The following is a 13,674-nucleotide window of genomic DNA, read 5'->3' on the forward strand; positions in this document are numbered from 1 at the left end:
TGTGGGAGCGGGTGTCGAAGCGGGATGTCCACGGCGTGCCGGGTGAGAGCGAGTCGCTTGTGGACCGCGTGCTTGTGGACGGCGTGCTTGTGGACAGCAGGGGCAACCGGACCGCCGGCGCGCGGCGCGCACCGGCGGCGTTCTTGTCGCACGGACGGGGTGGGACCGGGAACTGGCGCGGACGGCGTCGCGCCTGCGCTCGCCCGCGGGCCGCAGGAACGCCCCTGCGCGGCCCGTAGGCGGCAAAACCATGCCATTGGCGTGACGCCGTTGCGCAGTATTGAAGCTCAGTCGCGTCTCACCCGGCAATGCCGCGCCGCCGGTCGGCGACGGGCGTCGGTCGCGGCCCCTGCGACGCCCGCGCGCCATCCTGAATGCGCCAGGGCGACCATCGCCGGCCCGGTCCGGCGCCTGTCATCGGCTTGCATAGAAAGTGAACTCAAACTGCTCGTCGCCGCGGTCTTTACCAATCGACCATTTCTTCTTCACTCTTTTTTATCGCCCCGATGGACACCATGCGCCGGCCCGCGACACAGGCAGACAAGGCAGTGACGAAAATGCGCGTAGACGTATTCGTGGTAGGCGACAACGAGGGGTATGTGGTCGCGCCGTCCGACAGCTGGTTGCCGCTGGACGAAATGCGCGCGCTTGGCGCGTTGCGCTTCGGCTGGACCATCGACACCGGTCTGGCGATGCCCAAGCTCGACTGGCGCGCGATCGGCAACGACATCGACGCGCGCGGCTACAGCATCGTCGCCTCGACCGACGTCAGCGGCCTGCTGGCGATCCCGCAGCAGAATCTGCCGGCGATCTATCCCGAGCAGCATCGGCCGATGGCGGCTTGAGCGATTCGGGCGCGGGACGTCCGGTCGCGCGGACCCGTGCATCGCTTGAAGACGGTGGCGCCGTAAGCGCGGTGTCGCGGTCGCGGCTTGCGCCGCTCCTACAGCGGCTGCGGATCGATCCGGGCGACCTGTAGGAGCGGCGCAAGCCGCGACCACGAACCATCCGCCCGCCGCGCAATCCGCTCGCCACGCATCCCCGCGCAGCTACCTACCCGCGCACCCGTGCGTAGGAATCCGCCGCGCCGCCGCGTCCCGTCTCGCACGTTGCGACTGGCAGCGGCTAAAGTGCCGCTTTACCCGCGCAGTCGCCGTCCGCCATGTCCAAAGCCCCCGCCAAGTCCGCCGCATCCAAGGCGCGCACCGCCTATGTCTGTTCCGAATGCGGCGCCGACTACAACAAATGGCAGGGCCAGTGCGGCGAGTGCGGGGCCTGGAACACGCTCAGCGAGTTCGTGGTCGAGCCGGCGGTCAAGGGCGGCGCGCCGAATCTCGCCGCCAGCCGCCGCGCCAGCTGGGCCGGGCGCGCCGACGCGCCGGTGGTGACCGCGCTCAAGGACGTCACCCACCAGGAAGAATCGCGCGTGACCACCGGCATCGGCGAGTTCGACCGGGTGCTCGGCGGCGGCCTGGTGCACGGCGCGGTGGTGCTGGTCGGCGGCGATCCGGGCATCGGCAAGTCCACCTTGTTGCTGCAGGCGATCACCCGCATGGCCCAGGCCCTGCCGGGGCTGTACGTGACCGGCGAGGAGTCGCTGTCGCAGGTCGCCGGCCGCGGCGCGCGCCTGGGCCTGCCGCTCGACGGCGTGCACGCGCTGGCCGAAACTTGCGTCGAGCGCATCCTCGAGCACGCCTCGAAGATGAAGCCGGCGCTGATCGTCGCCGACTCGGTCCAGACCCTGTGGACCGAACAGCTCGGCGCCGCGCCCGGCTCGGTCAGCCAGGTGCGCGAGAGCGCGGCGCGGCTGGTGCGCTACGCCAAGGAAACCGGCACCTCGGTGTTCCTGGTCGGCCACGTCACCAAGGAAGGCGGCATCGCCGGCCCGCGCGTGCTCGAGCACATGGTCGACGCGGTGCTGTATTTCGAAGGCGAGAGCGGCAGCCGCTTCCGGGTGCTGCGTGCGTTCAAGAACCGCTTCGGCGCGGTCAACGAACTGGGCGTGTTCGCGATGAGCGACAAGGGCCTGCGCGAGGTGCCGAACCCGTCGGCGATCTTCCTCTCCGGCAGCCGCGCGCCGCAGCCCGGCAGTTGCGTGATGGTGACCCGCGAAGGCACCCGTCCGCTACTGGTGGAAGTGCAGGCGCTGGTGGACTCCTCGCCGCTGTCGAATCCGCGCCGGGTCGCGGTCGGCATGGAGCAGAACCGCCTGGCGATGCTGCTGGCGGTGCTGCACCGCCACGGCGGCGTAGCGGTCGGCGACCAGGACGTGTTCGTCAACGTGGTCGGCGGCATCCGCGTGCAGGAGACCGCGGCCGACCTGCCGGTGCTGCTGGCGGTGCTGTCCTCGCTGCGCGACCAGCCGCTGGCCGAGCAGACCATCGCCTTCGGCGAGGTCGGCCTGTCCGGCGAGATCCGCCCCGTGCCCAACGGCGAGGACCGCTTGAAGGAAGCCGCCACCCACGGTTTCAAGCGCGCGATCGTGCCCAAGGGCAACGCGCCGCGCGGCGGCCGCGTCGGGGAGATGGAGGTGATCGCGGTGGAGCGGCTGGCCGAGGCCATCGACGCGATCTGAGCGCCGCGCCGCCGGCGGGCGCATCCGCCTGGTTGACTGCCCGCCTGTTTGACTGCCCGCCTGTAGGAGCGACGCGAGTCGCGACCGCGCCACCGACGACGCAAGCGTAGTGGCGCGGTCGCGACTCGCGTCGCTCCCGCAAGCGGCTTGCGGCCGCTTTTGCTCAGACCTTCTTGCCGTGCTTGTCGAGCAGTTCGACCAGCTTGGCTTCGTCGTAACCGCGCATGCTCTGGTCGCCGATGTAGATGACCGGCACGCTGTTGATCTTGAGGCCGTCGGCCTCCTTGCGCGCGGCTTCGTCCTTGTCGATCACGCGCTCCACATAGCGCACGTTGTGCTTGTCCAGCAGTTCCTTGGCCTTGTGGCAGAACGGGCAGGTCGACAGGGAGTACAGCACGATGTCGCCGCCGGCCTTGGCGTAGACGGCCGAATAGTCGCCCTGGACGATCTCCACGCCCTTGCCGCCGCCGCCGAGCAGTCCGGTGTTGCGGACCAGGTAACCGGCGCCAACGCCCAGGCCCAAGGCCAGGGCAACGACCAGGATGGTGGTCAGGATCGACTTGAAATTCATTCCTTGTCCTCAGTGGATCGTGGTGGTGTGCGGCGGACGCCGCGGTGGTGAACGGGAGCGGGAGGCGGAAACCCGGGCGCGTCGGAATGCGGCCTCAGGCGCGGCAACCGCAGGCGTTGACGCAGCGCAGGCGCTCGCGACCGCATTCGCCCGGGGTGCCGCCTTCTTCGCGGCACAACTGCGCGCGCGCGTTGCAATCGTCCCAGCACAACGCGCATTGCTCCGGGGTCAGCCCGGCGAACGCGCTCAGCGAGAAGGCCAGGCCGAAGCAGAACGCCAGGCCGGCGAGGCGACGGGCCGCAGGTGCGTGGCGCAGTTCGGCGATCGACATCGCGGTTTCTCCTTGTGCCCGTCTGTGGGCGCTGTGGCGTTATATCACCGCGCCGCGCGCGTTCCATGTCCCGACGGCGCGGCGGATGTGATGCGGGTTGCCGAAAACGCGCGAGCCCTGTCGGTTCCGACAGGCGCCGCCGCCGCCCACGGCGGGGGCGGCGGCGCCGATCGCGCGCGTTACGCTGCGCTGCGGCAAAGCTTTGCGCGGCGCGCGCCCGAGGGCGCAGGCCGTCTGGCGCGCGCGATCAGGGGGAGCAGGCGCTGCGGCAGCCGCGGATCGCGCACATCTTCGCTTCGTGCACGCAGGCGGCGGTGGTGCAGTTGGCGCGCATCTGATCGCAGCGAGCCAGGCATTGCTCGCAGGTTTCCGGCGCGGCGGTAACGGAGAAGGTCAGGCCGAGGCCGAAAGCGGCGATGGCGGCGAGCAGGGCCAGACGATTGCGGGTGCGTTGCAACATGATCCCTCCTGGATCGGTCGATGGTTGCGGGGGTACGCGCAGGCACGGCCGCGCCGCCGTCGCGGGGGAGCCGCGACGGCAGTCGGATCGCGCTGCGAATGGGATCAGGGAATCGGGCAGCCGCAGCCGTTGCCGCAGTCCTGGAAGATTTCCTGGCATTGCGCGGCCGGGTTGCCGGCCTGGCGGCATTCGCGGCGTTCCGCGAAGCAGCGGTCCCAGCATTCCGAGCAGCCGGAGGCGGAAGCGCTGAGCGAGAGCGCCAGGCCGAAGCAGAACGCGAAGCCGGCGAGATAGGCCGCGGTTGCGCGGCGGCGAGCGGTGGCGAACATCGTGTTCCTCCTTGTGCCCCTCAATGGGCGCGCTGGAGTTATAGCACCGCCGTGCAGGCGTTCCCTATCGGCTCGGCAGCGTGGATGTGATGTCCGTTGCGGAATTCCTGTGCCTGGGGCGCTGTCGGGCGCGCGCAGCGGGCTGCGCGCCGGTCGCAGGCACGCGCTTCGCTGCGTTGCGGCATGCGTTTCGCGCGAAAGCGATGCGTGGCCGCCGTCGTCTGCGCGGATGCCGAAGGCCGATGCCGCAACCGGCCCGGGCGGACGCTCGCATCCGCCCGGGCCGTCCACGCCGGGGTTGCGCTCAGACCTGGCAGCCGCAGGCCTTGGTGCAGGCGCGCAGGTTCTGCTTGCAGAACGGATAGCCGTCGCTGTTGCACTGCTCGTACTGCTCGTAGCACGCATCCGTGCAGGCCTGGCAATCCTGCTGGGCGAAGGCGCCGAACGAGAACGCCAAGCCGAAGCAGAACGCGGCGGCGGCGAAGATGCGGTTGCGTTTGAACATGGCGGAGTCCTTAGAGGTGATGGACCTTGGAGGTGGTGGCCGTGCGGCTGGCGCGGATCAGGGAATCTGGCAGCCGCAGCCGCGGCCGCAGGCCTGGTACGCCGCGGTGCACACCGCGACCGGATTGCCGGCGGCGCGGCATTGCAGGCGCTTGGCGAAGCAGTTGTCCCAGCATTCCTGGCAACCGGCGGCGAGCGCGCTGAGCGAGAACGCCAGGCCGAAGCAGAACGCGGTGACGGCGAGGGTGCGGCGGGTGTGTCGGAACATCGATCTCTCCTTGTGCGATGGGACGGACGCTCGTCGTGAGCGATGCGCGGCCGGCGCGCGCGCCGGCCGGTCGCGCGATGCGGGCGCGACGGCAGGGGCCAACGCGATACGGCGAGGCTGTCGGCCAACGCGCAACGCTTTCGCGACGACTTTCTCGTCGAACGGCGATGCGCGTCGAAGAAACGCAAGGCCGCTGCGATGCAGCAGGAATTTGTGATCTTTGCTCATGTTTATGAACACGCATTGGCACACATTCGAGCCTTCGTCGTGACAGGGGGATGGACCATGTCGCTGCGCATCGTGTTTCTATGCACTGCGTTCAATGGGCTGGCGCAACGCGCCTGGGCCGAACTGACCGAACTGGGGCACGAGGTCGCGGTGCAGGTGGCGTCCGACCCGGACACCATGCGCGCGGCGGTGGCGCGCGAGCGGCCGCAACTGATCGTCGCGCCGATGCTGAAGTCGGCGATTCCCGACGATATCTGGAGCCGCCACACCTGCCTGATCGTGCACCCCGGCATCGTCGGCGACCGCGGTCCGTCCTCGCTGGACTGGGCGATCCTGGAAGGCGAGCACGACTGGGGCGTCACCGTGCTGCAGGCCGCGGCCGAGATGGACGCCGGCGACATCTGGGCCAGCGCCGGCTTCGCCGTGCGCGGCGCGTCCAAGAGCCAGCTCTATCGCCACGAAGTCACCGACGCGGCGATCCGCGCGCTGCTGCAGGCGGTGGAGCGCTTCGAAGCCGGCGGCTTCGCGCCGCAGCCGCTGGACTACGCCGACCCGGCGGTGCGCGGGCGCCTGCGCCCGAGCATGCGCCCGGGCGACCGCGCGCTGGACTGGGACATGGACAACGCCGCGCTGCTGGCGCGGATCCGCTGCGGCGACAGCGCGCCGGGCGCGCGCGGCGAGATCGCCGGGCTGCGCTGCCAGGTGTTCGGCGCCCACGTCGAGCCCTCGCTGCGCGGCCGCCCCGGCGAACTGCTCGGCCGTCGCGAAGGCGCGGTGTGCGTGGCCAGCGCCGACGGCGCGCTGTGGCTGAGCCATCTGCGCGGGAAGGACGGGATCAAGCTGCCGGCGACCCAGGTGCTGGGCGAGGCGCGCCTGCGCGGCGTGCCCGCGCGCGCGCTCAAGCCGGTCACTTCGGTGGCGGGGCGGCGCGACCACGGCTACCGCCAGATCCGCTACCGCGAAGCCGGCGCGGTCGGCTACCTGCATTTCGACTTCTACAACGGCGCGATGTCGACGCAGCAGTGCGACCGCCTGCGCACCGCGTTCCTGCACGCGCGCCAGCGCCCGACCCGGGCGATCGTGCTGACGGGCGGCGACGATATCTGGTCCAACGGCATCCACCTCAACGCCATCGAGGCGGCCGACGACCCGGCGCTGGAATCGTGGCGCAACATCCTGGCGATGAACGCGCTGGTGCGCGAGATCGTGCTCACCGACTCGCACCTGGTGGTGTCGGCGATGCAGGGCAACGCCGGCGCCGGCGGGGTGATCCTGGCGCTGGCCGCCGACCACGTCTGGGCGCGGCGCGGCGCGGTCATGAACCCGCACTACAAGGGCATGGGCGGCCTGTACGGTTCGGAGTACTGGACCTACCTGCTGCCGCGCCGGGTCGGCGAGACCGTCGCCCAGGAACTGACCGAAGGCCTGCGCCCGATCGGCGCGCCCGCGGCCGAGCGCATCGGCCTGATCGACGCCGCCTTCGGCGCCGGCGGCGCCGACTTCCTCGCCCACGTCGAACAGCGCGCCGAACGCCTGGCCGAACCCGGCGCCTGCCGCAAGGCGCTGACGCTCAAGCGCCGGCGCCGCAACGAAGACGAGCGGCGCAAGCCGCTGGAGAGCTACGGCGCGGAAGAACTGGCGCACATGTACCGCAACTTCTTCGGCAGCGACCGCAGCTACCACGACGCCCGCCGCCGCTTCGTGCGCAAGCACGCCGCCGCCCCGTGCGAAGCCGGCGAGAGCTTCGCCGCCGAGCGCGCCGAAGCCCGGGTCGGCGCCTGACCCCGGAGCCGCTGTAGGAGCGGCGTCCCACGGGATTTCCTTCGGTCACGAGCCGCGACCGCGAAGCCGTTACTGCGACGCAACAAAAAACAGGCCGGGTCGCCCCGGCCTGTTTGCGTATCCGACGATGTCCCGGCCTCAATGCCCGCCGGCCGCCGCGGCGCCGCCGCCGACCTTGGCCGAGAACGGCGGCTTGGCCATCCACACGAACGCGGTCACCACCACGAACAGGATGCCGATCAGGTACAGCATCTCGTTGAAGCCGATCTGCGCGGCCTGCTGCGAGATCATCTGGTTCAGCGCCAACGCCCCGCGGGTCGGGTCGCCGCGGCCGAGCTGGTCGACGGTCTGCTGGATCTGCGGATCGTAGGCGCCGATGTGCTCGGTCAGCTGGGCGTGGTGGATGGTGCTGCGCTGGTTCCAGGCCCAGGTGGTCAGCGAGGCGGCGAAGCTGCCGCCCAGGGTTCTGACAAAGGTCGCCAGGCCCGAGCCCGCGGCGATCTCGTGCGGCTCCAGGTCCGACAGCAGGATCGTCAGCACCGGCATGAAGAACAGCGCCACGCCCAGGCCCTGCCACAGCTGCACCAGGGCGACGTGCTGGAAGTCGACGTCAAGGTTGAAGCCCGAACGCACGAAGCTGGTCGCGGCCATGACGATGAACGCGCCGGTGGCGACCCAGCGCAGGTCGAAGCGCGCCGCGTACAGGCCCACGAACGGCGTCAGCAGCACCGGCAGGATGCCGATCGGCGCGGTCGCCAGGCCCGCCCAGATCGAGGTGTAGCCCAGGTTGCGTTGCAGCCACAGCGGCACCAACAGGCCGATGGCGAAGAACGCCGAGTAGGCCAGCACCATCGCGGCCGTGCCGCTGGCGAAGTTGCGGTGGCGGAACAGGCGCAGGTTGACGATGGGGTCGCGTTCGGTCAGTTCCCAGATCACGAACACCGCCAGCGCGATCACCGCGACGATGGTCAGCGCGACGATGGTGGTCGAGTTGAACCAGTCCTCGTCGTTGCCCAGGTCGAGCATGATCTGCAGCGCGGCCACGCCGATCACCAGCATCGCCAGGCCCATGTAGTCCATCTTCGGGTTGTCCAGCCGCTCCGGGCGGCCGCGCAACTGGTTGCCGACCACGATGCTGGCGAAGATGCCGATCGGCACGTTGATGAAGAAGATCCACTCCCAACTGTAGTTGTCGGTGATCCAGCCGCCGAGGATCGGGCCGGCGATCGGCGCGACCACGGTCACCATCGCCAGCAGCGCGATCGCCTGCCCGCGTTTGTGCGGTGGATAGATCGAGATCAGCAGCGCCTGGGTGACCGGATACATCGGCCCGGCGACGAAGCCCTGCAGCGCGCGCGCGGCGACCAGCAGGCCCATGCTGTTGGCCAGGCCGCACAGGAACGAGGCGATCACGAACAGCAGCGTCGCCCACATGAACAGCTTGCGCTCGCCGAACTTGCGGGTGAAGAAGCCGGTCAGCGGCAGCGCGATGGCGTTGCTGACGGCGAAGGAGGTGATGACCCAGGTGGCCTGGTTGGCGCTGCCGCCGAGGTTGCCGGAGATGGTCGGCAGCGAGACGTTGGCGATGGTGGTGTCGAGGACCTGCATGAACGACGCCAGGGCCAGGCCCAGCGTGGTCAGCGCCATGTTCGGCGGCTTGAAGGCGGCTTGCGGCTGAGCGGGCGCGGCGGGGCCGGCGGGTCCAGCGTTGGCGGTGGTGGCGGACATGGAGCGTGCCTGTTGAGTCGGGGGCCTGATCGCTCAGGACGGGCCGCGTGGGAGGGGCGCGGGGCCGCGAATCGTGTTGTCGCTGCGCTAGGGGCAGCGGCGTGCGGTCACCGGAAAAGACGGAGGCTTCCTACCCGTCGTTCCGGCGAAAGCCGGAATCCATTTTGCTGTTGCTTTTGACTTGCGCCGGGAAGATCAAAATGGGTTCCGGCTTTCGCCGGAATGACGGGTCTGGAGTGATGCGGCTTCGGATGGGGCGGGGCTGCGTCGCTTCGGTTGGTTCCGGCTTTCGCCGGAATGACGGGTCTGGAGCGATGCGGCTTCGGATGGGGCCGGGGCTGCGTCGCTTCGGCGGGTTCCGGCTTTCGCCGGAATGACGGGCTTGGAGCGATGCGGCTTCGGATGGGGCCGGGGTTGCGTCGCTTCGGTTGGTTCCGGCTTTCGCCGGAATGACGGACTGAGGGCGCGTGGCTCCCGATTTCGTCGGAACCAGACCGCTCGTGCCGCAACAAAAAGGAAGCGCAGGCGAGAACGACGTGGGGGAGGTGCTCGCCTGCGCCTTGCGGCGGCGGAACGCGTTCGTTTCGATCCCGATGCGGGGGGAGGGGACATCGGCCGATGCGAACGCGGCCCGTGCCGCAATGCGGTCGGACGCGCCTCGTGCGCGCCCGACCGCTTCCATGCTCAACCGTGCTGCACGCCCGGCAGGTTCTCGCGCACGATCTTGTCGATCATCGCGTCGGCGTCGTGCAGCTGCTTGGCGTAGGCCTGCGTGCTCAGCACCGGCTTGGCCGGCGGGGCGGCGGCCAGCACCGCGCCGTTCTGATCGCGGATGGCGACGTCGACGTGCATGCTCAGGCCCAGGCGCAGCGGGTGTTCGGCCAGTTGCTTGGGCTCGATCTCGATGCGCACCGGCACGCGCTGGATGATCTTGATCCAGTTGCCGCTGGCGTTCTGCGCCGGCAGCAGCGAGAACGCGCTGCCGGTGCCCAGGCCCAGGCTCACGACCTTGCCGTCGTAGCGCACGTCTGAGCCGTACAAATCCGAATGCAGCTCGACCGGCTGGCCGATGCGCATCTTGGCCAGCTGGGTCTCCTTGAAGTTGGCGTCCACCCACACTTCGTTGAGCGGGATGATCGTCATCAGCGCGGTGCCCGGTGCCACGCGCTGGCCGAGCTGCACGTTGCGCTTGCCGACGTAGCCGTTGACCGGCGCGACGATGGCCGAGCGCTGCAGGTTCAGATAGGCCTGGCGCAGTTGCGCGGCGGCGGCGGCGACCTGCGGCTGGCGGGCGACGGTGGTCGCATCGACCAGCGCGCGGTTGCGCGCCAGGCTGCCGCGCGAGGACGACAGCGAGGCTTCGGCCGAAGCCAGTTCGTCGCGGGCGTGGGCCAGTTCCTCGGCCGAGACCGCGCCGCTGGCGACCAGACCTTCGCGCCGCTTGACGTCGGCGCGGGCCTTCTGCACCGCGACTTCGCGCGCCGACAGATCGGCCTGGCCGGCATCGACCGCGCTGAACAAGCCGCGCACCTGGCGCACGGTGTTGGCGAGGTTGGCCACCGACTGGTCGTAGGCGACCTGGGCGTCGTTCGGATCCAGCTGCACCAGCACCTGGCCGGCGCTCACCTTCATGCCGTCGTCGGCGCCGATGCTGACCACGGTGCCCTGCACCTGCGGGGTGATGTTGACCACGTTGCCCTGCACGTAGGCATCGTCGGTGTCCTGGTGCCAGCGCAGCACCAGCATGTAATACAGCGTCCAGGCCACCGCGGCGATCGCGACCACGGCGAACAGGATCAGCAGCGCCTTGCGGCGCTTGCCGTTCTTCGGCGGCGCGGCGGGCGCGGCCGCGGCGGCATTGGGGTTGACTTCGGTCGTCATGGCGTGGGGGCCTTGGCAATAGCGTTGTTGTCGGAAGAAGCGTCGGGGACCGTCGCGGCCACCGGATCGGGCGGACTCAGTTGCAGGCCGCCGCCGAGCGCGCGATCCAGGTCGATGCGCGCGACCAGGCGCTGCGCGCGCAGCGTGGCGAGTTGCTGGTCGAGCTGCAGCAACGGGCGCTGCGCGGTCAGCACGTCGATCTGGGTGCCCAGGCCGGCGCGGTAGCGGCTGGTGGCGATCTGCCAGGCCTGTTGCGCGGCGTCGCGCGCCTGCTGCGCCGAGGCCAGCTGGCCGTCGAGCGAACGCGAGGACTGCACCGCGTCGGCGACTTCGCGCAGCGCGCCGATCAGGCTCTGGTTGTAGTTGGCCACGGCCAGGTCGTAGTCGGCGTCGCTGCCGGCCAGTTCGTTGCGCAGCCGGCCGCCGTCGAAGATCGGCATGCTGATCGCCGGGCCGCCCTGGTACAGGCGCGCTTGGCTGGTGAACAGGTCCGACAGGTGGGCGGTGGCGAGGCCGAGGATCGCGCTGAGGTTCACGGTCGGATAGAAGTCGGCCTTGGCCGCCTTGATCCCGTGCGAGGACGCTTCCACGCGCCAGCGCGCGGCGACCACGTCGGGACGGTGGCCGAGCAGTTCGCTCGGCAGCACGTCGGGCACGCCGGCGGCGTTGCCGGCCAGCAGGGTCGGGCGGACGATGCTCAGGCCGCGGTCCGGGCCCTTGCCCAGCAGCGCGGCGAGCGCGTTGCGGGCGGCGTCGATCTGCTGCTGCGCGGCCTGGATCTGCTGGTCGGCGCTGGCGCTGGCGCTCTGCGCGTTGCGGATCTGCAATTGGTTGTCGAGGCCGGCCTTGACCCGCTGCTGGCCGAGGCCGAGCAGGTTGTCGGAGCGCCGCTTCTCGGCCTTGGCCACGTCCTGCGCTTCGAACGCCTGCGCCAACGAGACGTAACTGCGGGCGATGTTCGACGACAGGGTCAGGCGCGCGGCCTGGGCTTCGACTTCGGCCGCGCGCGACTGGCCCAGCGCGGCCTGCCAGCGCGCGCGCTTGCCGCCCCACAGGTCGGGCGAGTACTTGAAGCTCAGCATCAGCACGTCCGCGCCGAGGTACTTGCCGCCGATCGGATCCGGCGCCAGGGTCTCGGGCAGGTGCGCGCCGGAGTACTGCGCGCTGCCGCCGAGGGTCGGCTTGCGCGCCGCGTCGGCGAGGCCGGCCTGGGCCACCGCCTGGCGCACGCGCGCGTCGGCCGCGTCCAGGCTCGGCGAACCGGCCAGGGCTTCGTCGATCAGGCCGTTGAGCTGGGCGTCGCCGAACGCGGTCCACCAGTCGCGCTGCGGGAACTGCGCGGCGGACAGGTCGGCGACGGCGAGGCTGCGCTTGGCTTCGAGGCTGTCGGCATCGAGCGCGCGGCCCGACGGCTGCAGGCCGCGGGTGCTGGCGCAACCGGCGAGTATCAACGCCGCGGCCAGCGGCGCGAGCACGTAAAGCAGCCCGCGGCGCGGGCGAGTGTCGTGGACGGACATGGCTCAGGAACCGGAAAGGGAGAGGTTGTCGCGGACCTGTTCGAGCAAGCGGTAGAGCTGTTCGCGGTCGGAGTCGCTGAGGCCGGACATGGCGCGCTCGCGCACGCGGCGGCCGCACTGGTCGATGTCGGCCCAGATCGCGGTGCCGGCTTCGGTCAGGTGGATGTTCAGCGCCCGGCGGTCGTCCGGATCGGCGACGCGCGCGACCAGGCCGCGGCTCTCGAGCTTGTCGAGCAGGCGGGTCATGGCGCCCGGATTGAGCTGGGCCGCTCGCGCCAGTTCGGTGACCCCGGCGGTGCCGATGGCCAACTCCTTGAGGGTGATGAACTGGCTGAAGGTCAGATCGTGGCCTGCCTGGGCCAGCTCGCGCTCCATCTGCGCCCACATCGCGTCGCGCACTTGGCGGAACAGCAGGCCGAGGTTGGAGGTGGAGCAGGGCTGGGTGGGGGTCGGGGTCGTCATGGCGCGGCATGTTGCTCGCCCGCGCAATAGTTGTCAATGCAAATATTGAGCTGGCAAAAGGCCCGTTCAGCAAGTAGCGACCGGGCGTTCGCAAAGCGATTCGCTCCGTTCGTTTTCGGCAACTATCTGATTAAAAAGAGTATTCCTCGCGGACGCGAGTCTGTGACCGAAGCGGTCGAATACTGACCGTCGCGCCGCGAGGACGATTTGTTGCGCCGCAACAGGCCAAACACGGCCAAGCCGGCGACGGACGGGGCCGGGATCCGGCGGGCGGGGGGCGCGCGACCGGCGGCGCCGATCCACGCAGCGCCGGCGCCGCCCCGGGGGCTCAGCGCGCGAACAGCGCCAGCGCGTCCAGCGCGATGTGCGCCACCACCAGCGGCCACAGCCGGCCGGTGACCGAGTACAGCCAGGCGAAGGCCAGCCCCATCGGCACCATCACCGCGCCTGCCTCGCCCTGGTAGAGGTGGTAGCTGGCGCGGATCGCGGTGCTCAGGTGGATCGCGGTCCACATCGACGGCCGTTCGCGCAGGGCCGAGACCAGGTAGCCGCAGACCAGGGCTTCCTCGAAGAATCCGTTCACCGCCGAGGCGGCGAGCATCAGTCGCCAGTCCAGGTCGGACGCGACCCGTACCGAATCGTCGGCGTCGATCGGCAGCAGCCCGATCAGCGCGGCCACGGCATGGAACAGCCAGAACCCGACCAGGGTCGCGGCGGCGAGCGCGACGCCGCGCGGCAGGTCGCGCCAGCCCGGCGCCGGCCCGAGCCGCGCCCAGGTCCAGCCGCGCAGGCGCAGGAAGGCGCCGATGATCGCCAGCGTCGCCAGTTGCGTGCCCATCAGTCCGCTCAGGCTGGCGTTGTCGAACACCGCCGTCAGCGGCTGCGGCGACAGCGCCATGCTCAGGCTCTGGTAGATCGACCAGCCGAAGGCTAGCGTGAGCACGCCGACGAATTCGCTGCGCTCCGACAGCGACTTGATCCAGTTGACCATCGTGCGTTCCCTGCGCCGACCGGGTCGGCCGCCCCCGATTCGATCCG

Annotated in this window: 14 protein-coding genes; 3 read left to right on the forward strand and 11 right to left on the reverse strand. The window is 70.3% G+C overall.

What is annotated here, in order from left to right; all coding sequences use genetic code 11:
• The first annotated feature begins 557 nt into the window (after positions 1-557).
• Both JHW41_RS09320 and radA read left to right on the forward strand, forming a co-directional pair.
• A complete protein-coding gene (locus tag JHW41_RS09320) occupies positions 558-845 on the forward strand; it encodes a hypothetical protein (RefSeq protein ID WP_139382056.1) in 288 nt (95 codons plus the stop codon).
• A 317-nt stretch (positions 846-1,162) separates the two neighbouring features.
• On the forward strand, positions 1,163-2,575 hold the full coding sequence (gene radA, locus JHW41_RS09325) for a DNA repair protein RadA (RefSeq protein ID WP_057948170.1): 1,413 nt from the start codon (positions 1,163-1,165) through the stop codon (positions 2,573-2,575).
• A 163-nt stretch (positions 2,576-2,738) separates the two neighbouring features.
• Here the strand turns inward: radA and JHW41_RS09330 are convergent, their stop codons facing one another.
• From JHW41_RS09330 to JHW41_RS09355, 6 genes are all read right to left on the reverse strand, one after another.
• Positions 2,739-3,146, reverse strand: coding sequence for a glutaredoxin family protein (locus tag JHW41_RS09330; protein WP_057948169.1), 408 nt, complete (start codon positions 3,144-3,146; stop codon positions 2,739-2,741).
• Between the two features lie 94 nt (positions 3,147-3,240).
• Complete coding sequence (locus JHW41_RS09335; protein WP_250449716.1) at positions 3,241-3,477, reverse strand: hypothetical protein; 237 nt, start codon at positions 3,475-3,477, stop codon at positions 3,241-3,243.
• A 247-nt stretch (positions 3,478-3,724) separates the two neighbouring features.
• Positions 3,725-3,937 carry a hypothetical protein gene (locus JHW41_RS09340; RefSeq protein WP_250449717.1) on the reverse strand — a complete coding sequence of 71 codons (213 nt, stop codon included), beginning with the start codon at positions 3,935-3,937 and terminating at the stop codon, positions 3,725-3,727.
• A 104-nt stretch (positions 3,938-4,041) separates the two neighbouring features.
• Positions 4,042-4,266: a hypothetical protein gene (locus tag JHW41_RS09345; RefSeq protein ID WP_057948166.1), complete on the reverse strand. Its 225-nt coding sequence runs from the start codon at positions 4,264-4,266 to the stop codon at positions 4,042-4,044.
• A gap of 304 nt (positions 4,267-4,570) precedes the next feature.
• The gene (locus JHW41_RS09350; protein ID WP_057948165.1) at positions 4,571-4,771 is read right to left on the reverse strand and encodes a hypothetical protein; all 201 of its coding nucleotides are present in this window, start codon (positions 4,769-4,771) and stop codon (positions 4,571-4,573) included.
• Between the two features lie 57 nt (positions 4,772-4,828).
• The gene (locus JHW41_RS09355; protein WP_057948164.1) at positions 4,829-5,038 is read right to left on the reverse strand and encodes a hypothetical protein; all 210 of its coding nucleotides are present in this window, start codon (positions 5,036-5,038) and stop codon (positions 4,829-4,831) included.
• Positions 5,039-5,323: 285 nt separating this feature from the next.
• On the opposite strand from JHW41_RS09355, the gene JHW41_RS09360 reads away from it, so the two are divergent.
• Complete coding sequence (locus tag JHW41_RS09360) at positions 5,324-7,048, forward strand: hydrogenase maturation protein (protein ID WP_250449718.1); 1,725 nt, start codon at positions 5,324-5,326, stop codon at positions 7,046-7,048.
• Between the two features lie 138 nt (positions 7,049-7,186).
• Here the strand turns inward: JHW41_RS09360 and JHW41_RS09365 are convergent, their stop codons facing one another.
• The 5 genes from JHW41_RS09365 to JHW41_RS09385 all read right to left on the reverse strand — a co-directional run bounded on the left by JHW41_RS09365 (position 7,187) and on the right by JHW41_RS09385 (position 13,627).
• Positions 7,187-8,776, reverse strand: a complete 1,590-nt coding sequence (locus JHW41_RS09365; protein ID WP_057948163.1) for a DHA2 family efflux MFS transporter permease subunit — start codon at positions 8,774-8,776, stop codon at positions 7,187-7,189.
• A 684-nt stretch (positions 8,777-9,460) separates the two neighbouring features.
• Positions 9,461-10,657, reverse strand: coding sequence for an efflux RND transporter periplasmic adaptor subunit (locus JHW41_RS09370; protein ID WP_250449719.1), 1,197 nt, complete (start codon positions 10,655-10,657; stop codon positions 9,461-9,463).
• Positions 10,654-12,174: an efflux transporter outer membrane subunit gene (locus JHW41_RS09375; protein ID WP_250449720.1), complete on the reverse strand. Its 1,521-nt coding sequence runs from the start codon at positions 12,172-12,174 to the stop codon at positions 10,654-10,656. The genes JHW41_RS09370 and JHW41_RS09375 overlap by 4 nt, the downstream gene beginning before the upstream one ends.
• Before the next feature lie 3 nt (positions 12,175-12,177).
• Entirely contained in the window at positions 12,178-12,636 is a 459-nt protein-coding gene (locus tag JHW41_RS09380; protein ID WP_057948160.1) for a MarR family winged helix-turn-helix transcriptional regulator, read from the reverse strand.
• A 328-nt stretch (positions 12,637-12,964) separates the two neighbouring features.
• On the reverse strand, positions 12,965-13,627 hold the full coding sequence (locus JHW41_RS09385; protein ID WP_250449721.1) for a CPBP family intramembrane glutamic endopeptidase: 663 nt from the start codon (positions 13,625-13,627) through the stop codon (positions 12,965-12,967).
• Positions 13,628-13,674 lie beyond the last annotated feature (47 nt).

This window comes from Lysobacter enzymogenes (assembly GCF_023617245.1).
In the GTDB taxonomy this organism is placed as follows: domain Bacteria; phylum Pseudomonadota; class Gammaproteobacteria; order Xanthomonadales; family Xanthomonadaceae; genus Lysobacter; species Lysobacter yananisis.

What these genes read in the sequence shown, in the direction of transcription:
- JHW41_RS09320 (WP_139382056.1), top strand. Translation starts at nt 558, where the DNA reads ATGCGCGTAGACGTATTCGTGGTAGGCGACAACGAGGGGTATGTGGTC.
- radA (WP_057948170.1), top strand. Translation starts at nt 1,163, where the DNA reads ATGTCCAAAGCCCCCGCCAAGTCCGCCGCATCCAAGGCGCGCACCGCC.
- JHW41_RS09330 (WP_057948169.1), bottom strand. Translation starts at nt 3,146, where the DNA reads ATGAATTTCAAGTCGATCCTGACCACCATCCTGGTCGTTGCCCTGGCC.
- JHW41_RS09335 (WP_250449716.1), bottom strand. Translation starts at nt 3,477, where the DNA reads ATGTCGATCGCCGAACTGCGCCACGCACCTGCGGCCCGTCGCCTCGCC.
- JHW41_RS09340 (WP_250449717.1), bottom strand. Translation starts at nt 3,937, where the DNA reads ATGTTGCAACGCACCCGCAATCGTCTGGCCCTGCTCGCCGCCATCGCC.
- JHW41_RS09345 (WP_057948166.1), bottom strand. Translation starts at nt 4,266, where the DNA reads ATGTTCGCCACCGCTCGCCGCCGCGCAACCGCGGCCTATCTCGCCGGC.
- JHW41_RS09350 (WP_057948165.1), bottom strand. Translation starts at nt 4,771, where the DNA reads ATGTTCAAACGCAACCGCATCTTCGCCGCCGCCGCGTTCTGCTTCGGC.
- JHW41_RS09355 (WP_057948164.1), bottom strand. Translation starts at nt 5,038, where the DNA reads ATGTTCCGACACACCCGCCGCACCCTCGCCGTCACCGCGTTCTGCTTC.
- JHW41_RS09360 (WP_250449718.1), top strand. Translation starts at nt 5,324, where the DNA reads ATGTCGCTGCGCATCGTGTTTCTATGCACTGCGTTCAATGGGCTGGCG.
- JHW41_RS09365 (WP_057948163.1), bottom strand. Translation starts at nt 8,776, where the DNA reads ATGTCCGCCACCACCGCCAACGCTGGACCCGCCGGCCCCGCCGCGCCC.
- JHW41_RS09370 (WP_250449719.1), bottom strand. Translation starts at nt 10,657, where the DNA reads ATGACGACCGAAGTCAACCCCAATGCCGCCGCGGCCGCGCCCGCCGCG.
- JHW41_RS09375 (WP_250449720.1), bottom strand. Translation starts at nt 12,174, where the DNA reads ATGTCCGTCCACGACACTCGCCCGCGCCGCGGGCTGCTTTACGTGCTC.
- JHW41_RS09380 (WP_057948160.1), bottom strand. Translation starts at nt 12,636, where the DNA reads ATGACGACCCCGACCCCCACCCAGCCCTGCTCCACCTCCAACCTCGGC.
- JHW41_RS09385 (WP_250449721.1), bottom strand. Translation starts at nt 13,627, where the DNA reads ATGGTCAACTGGATCAAGTCGCTGTCGGAGCGCAGCGAATTCGTCGGC.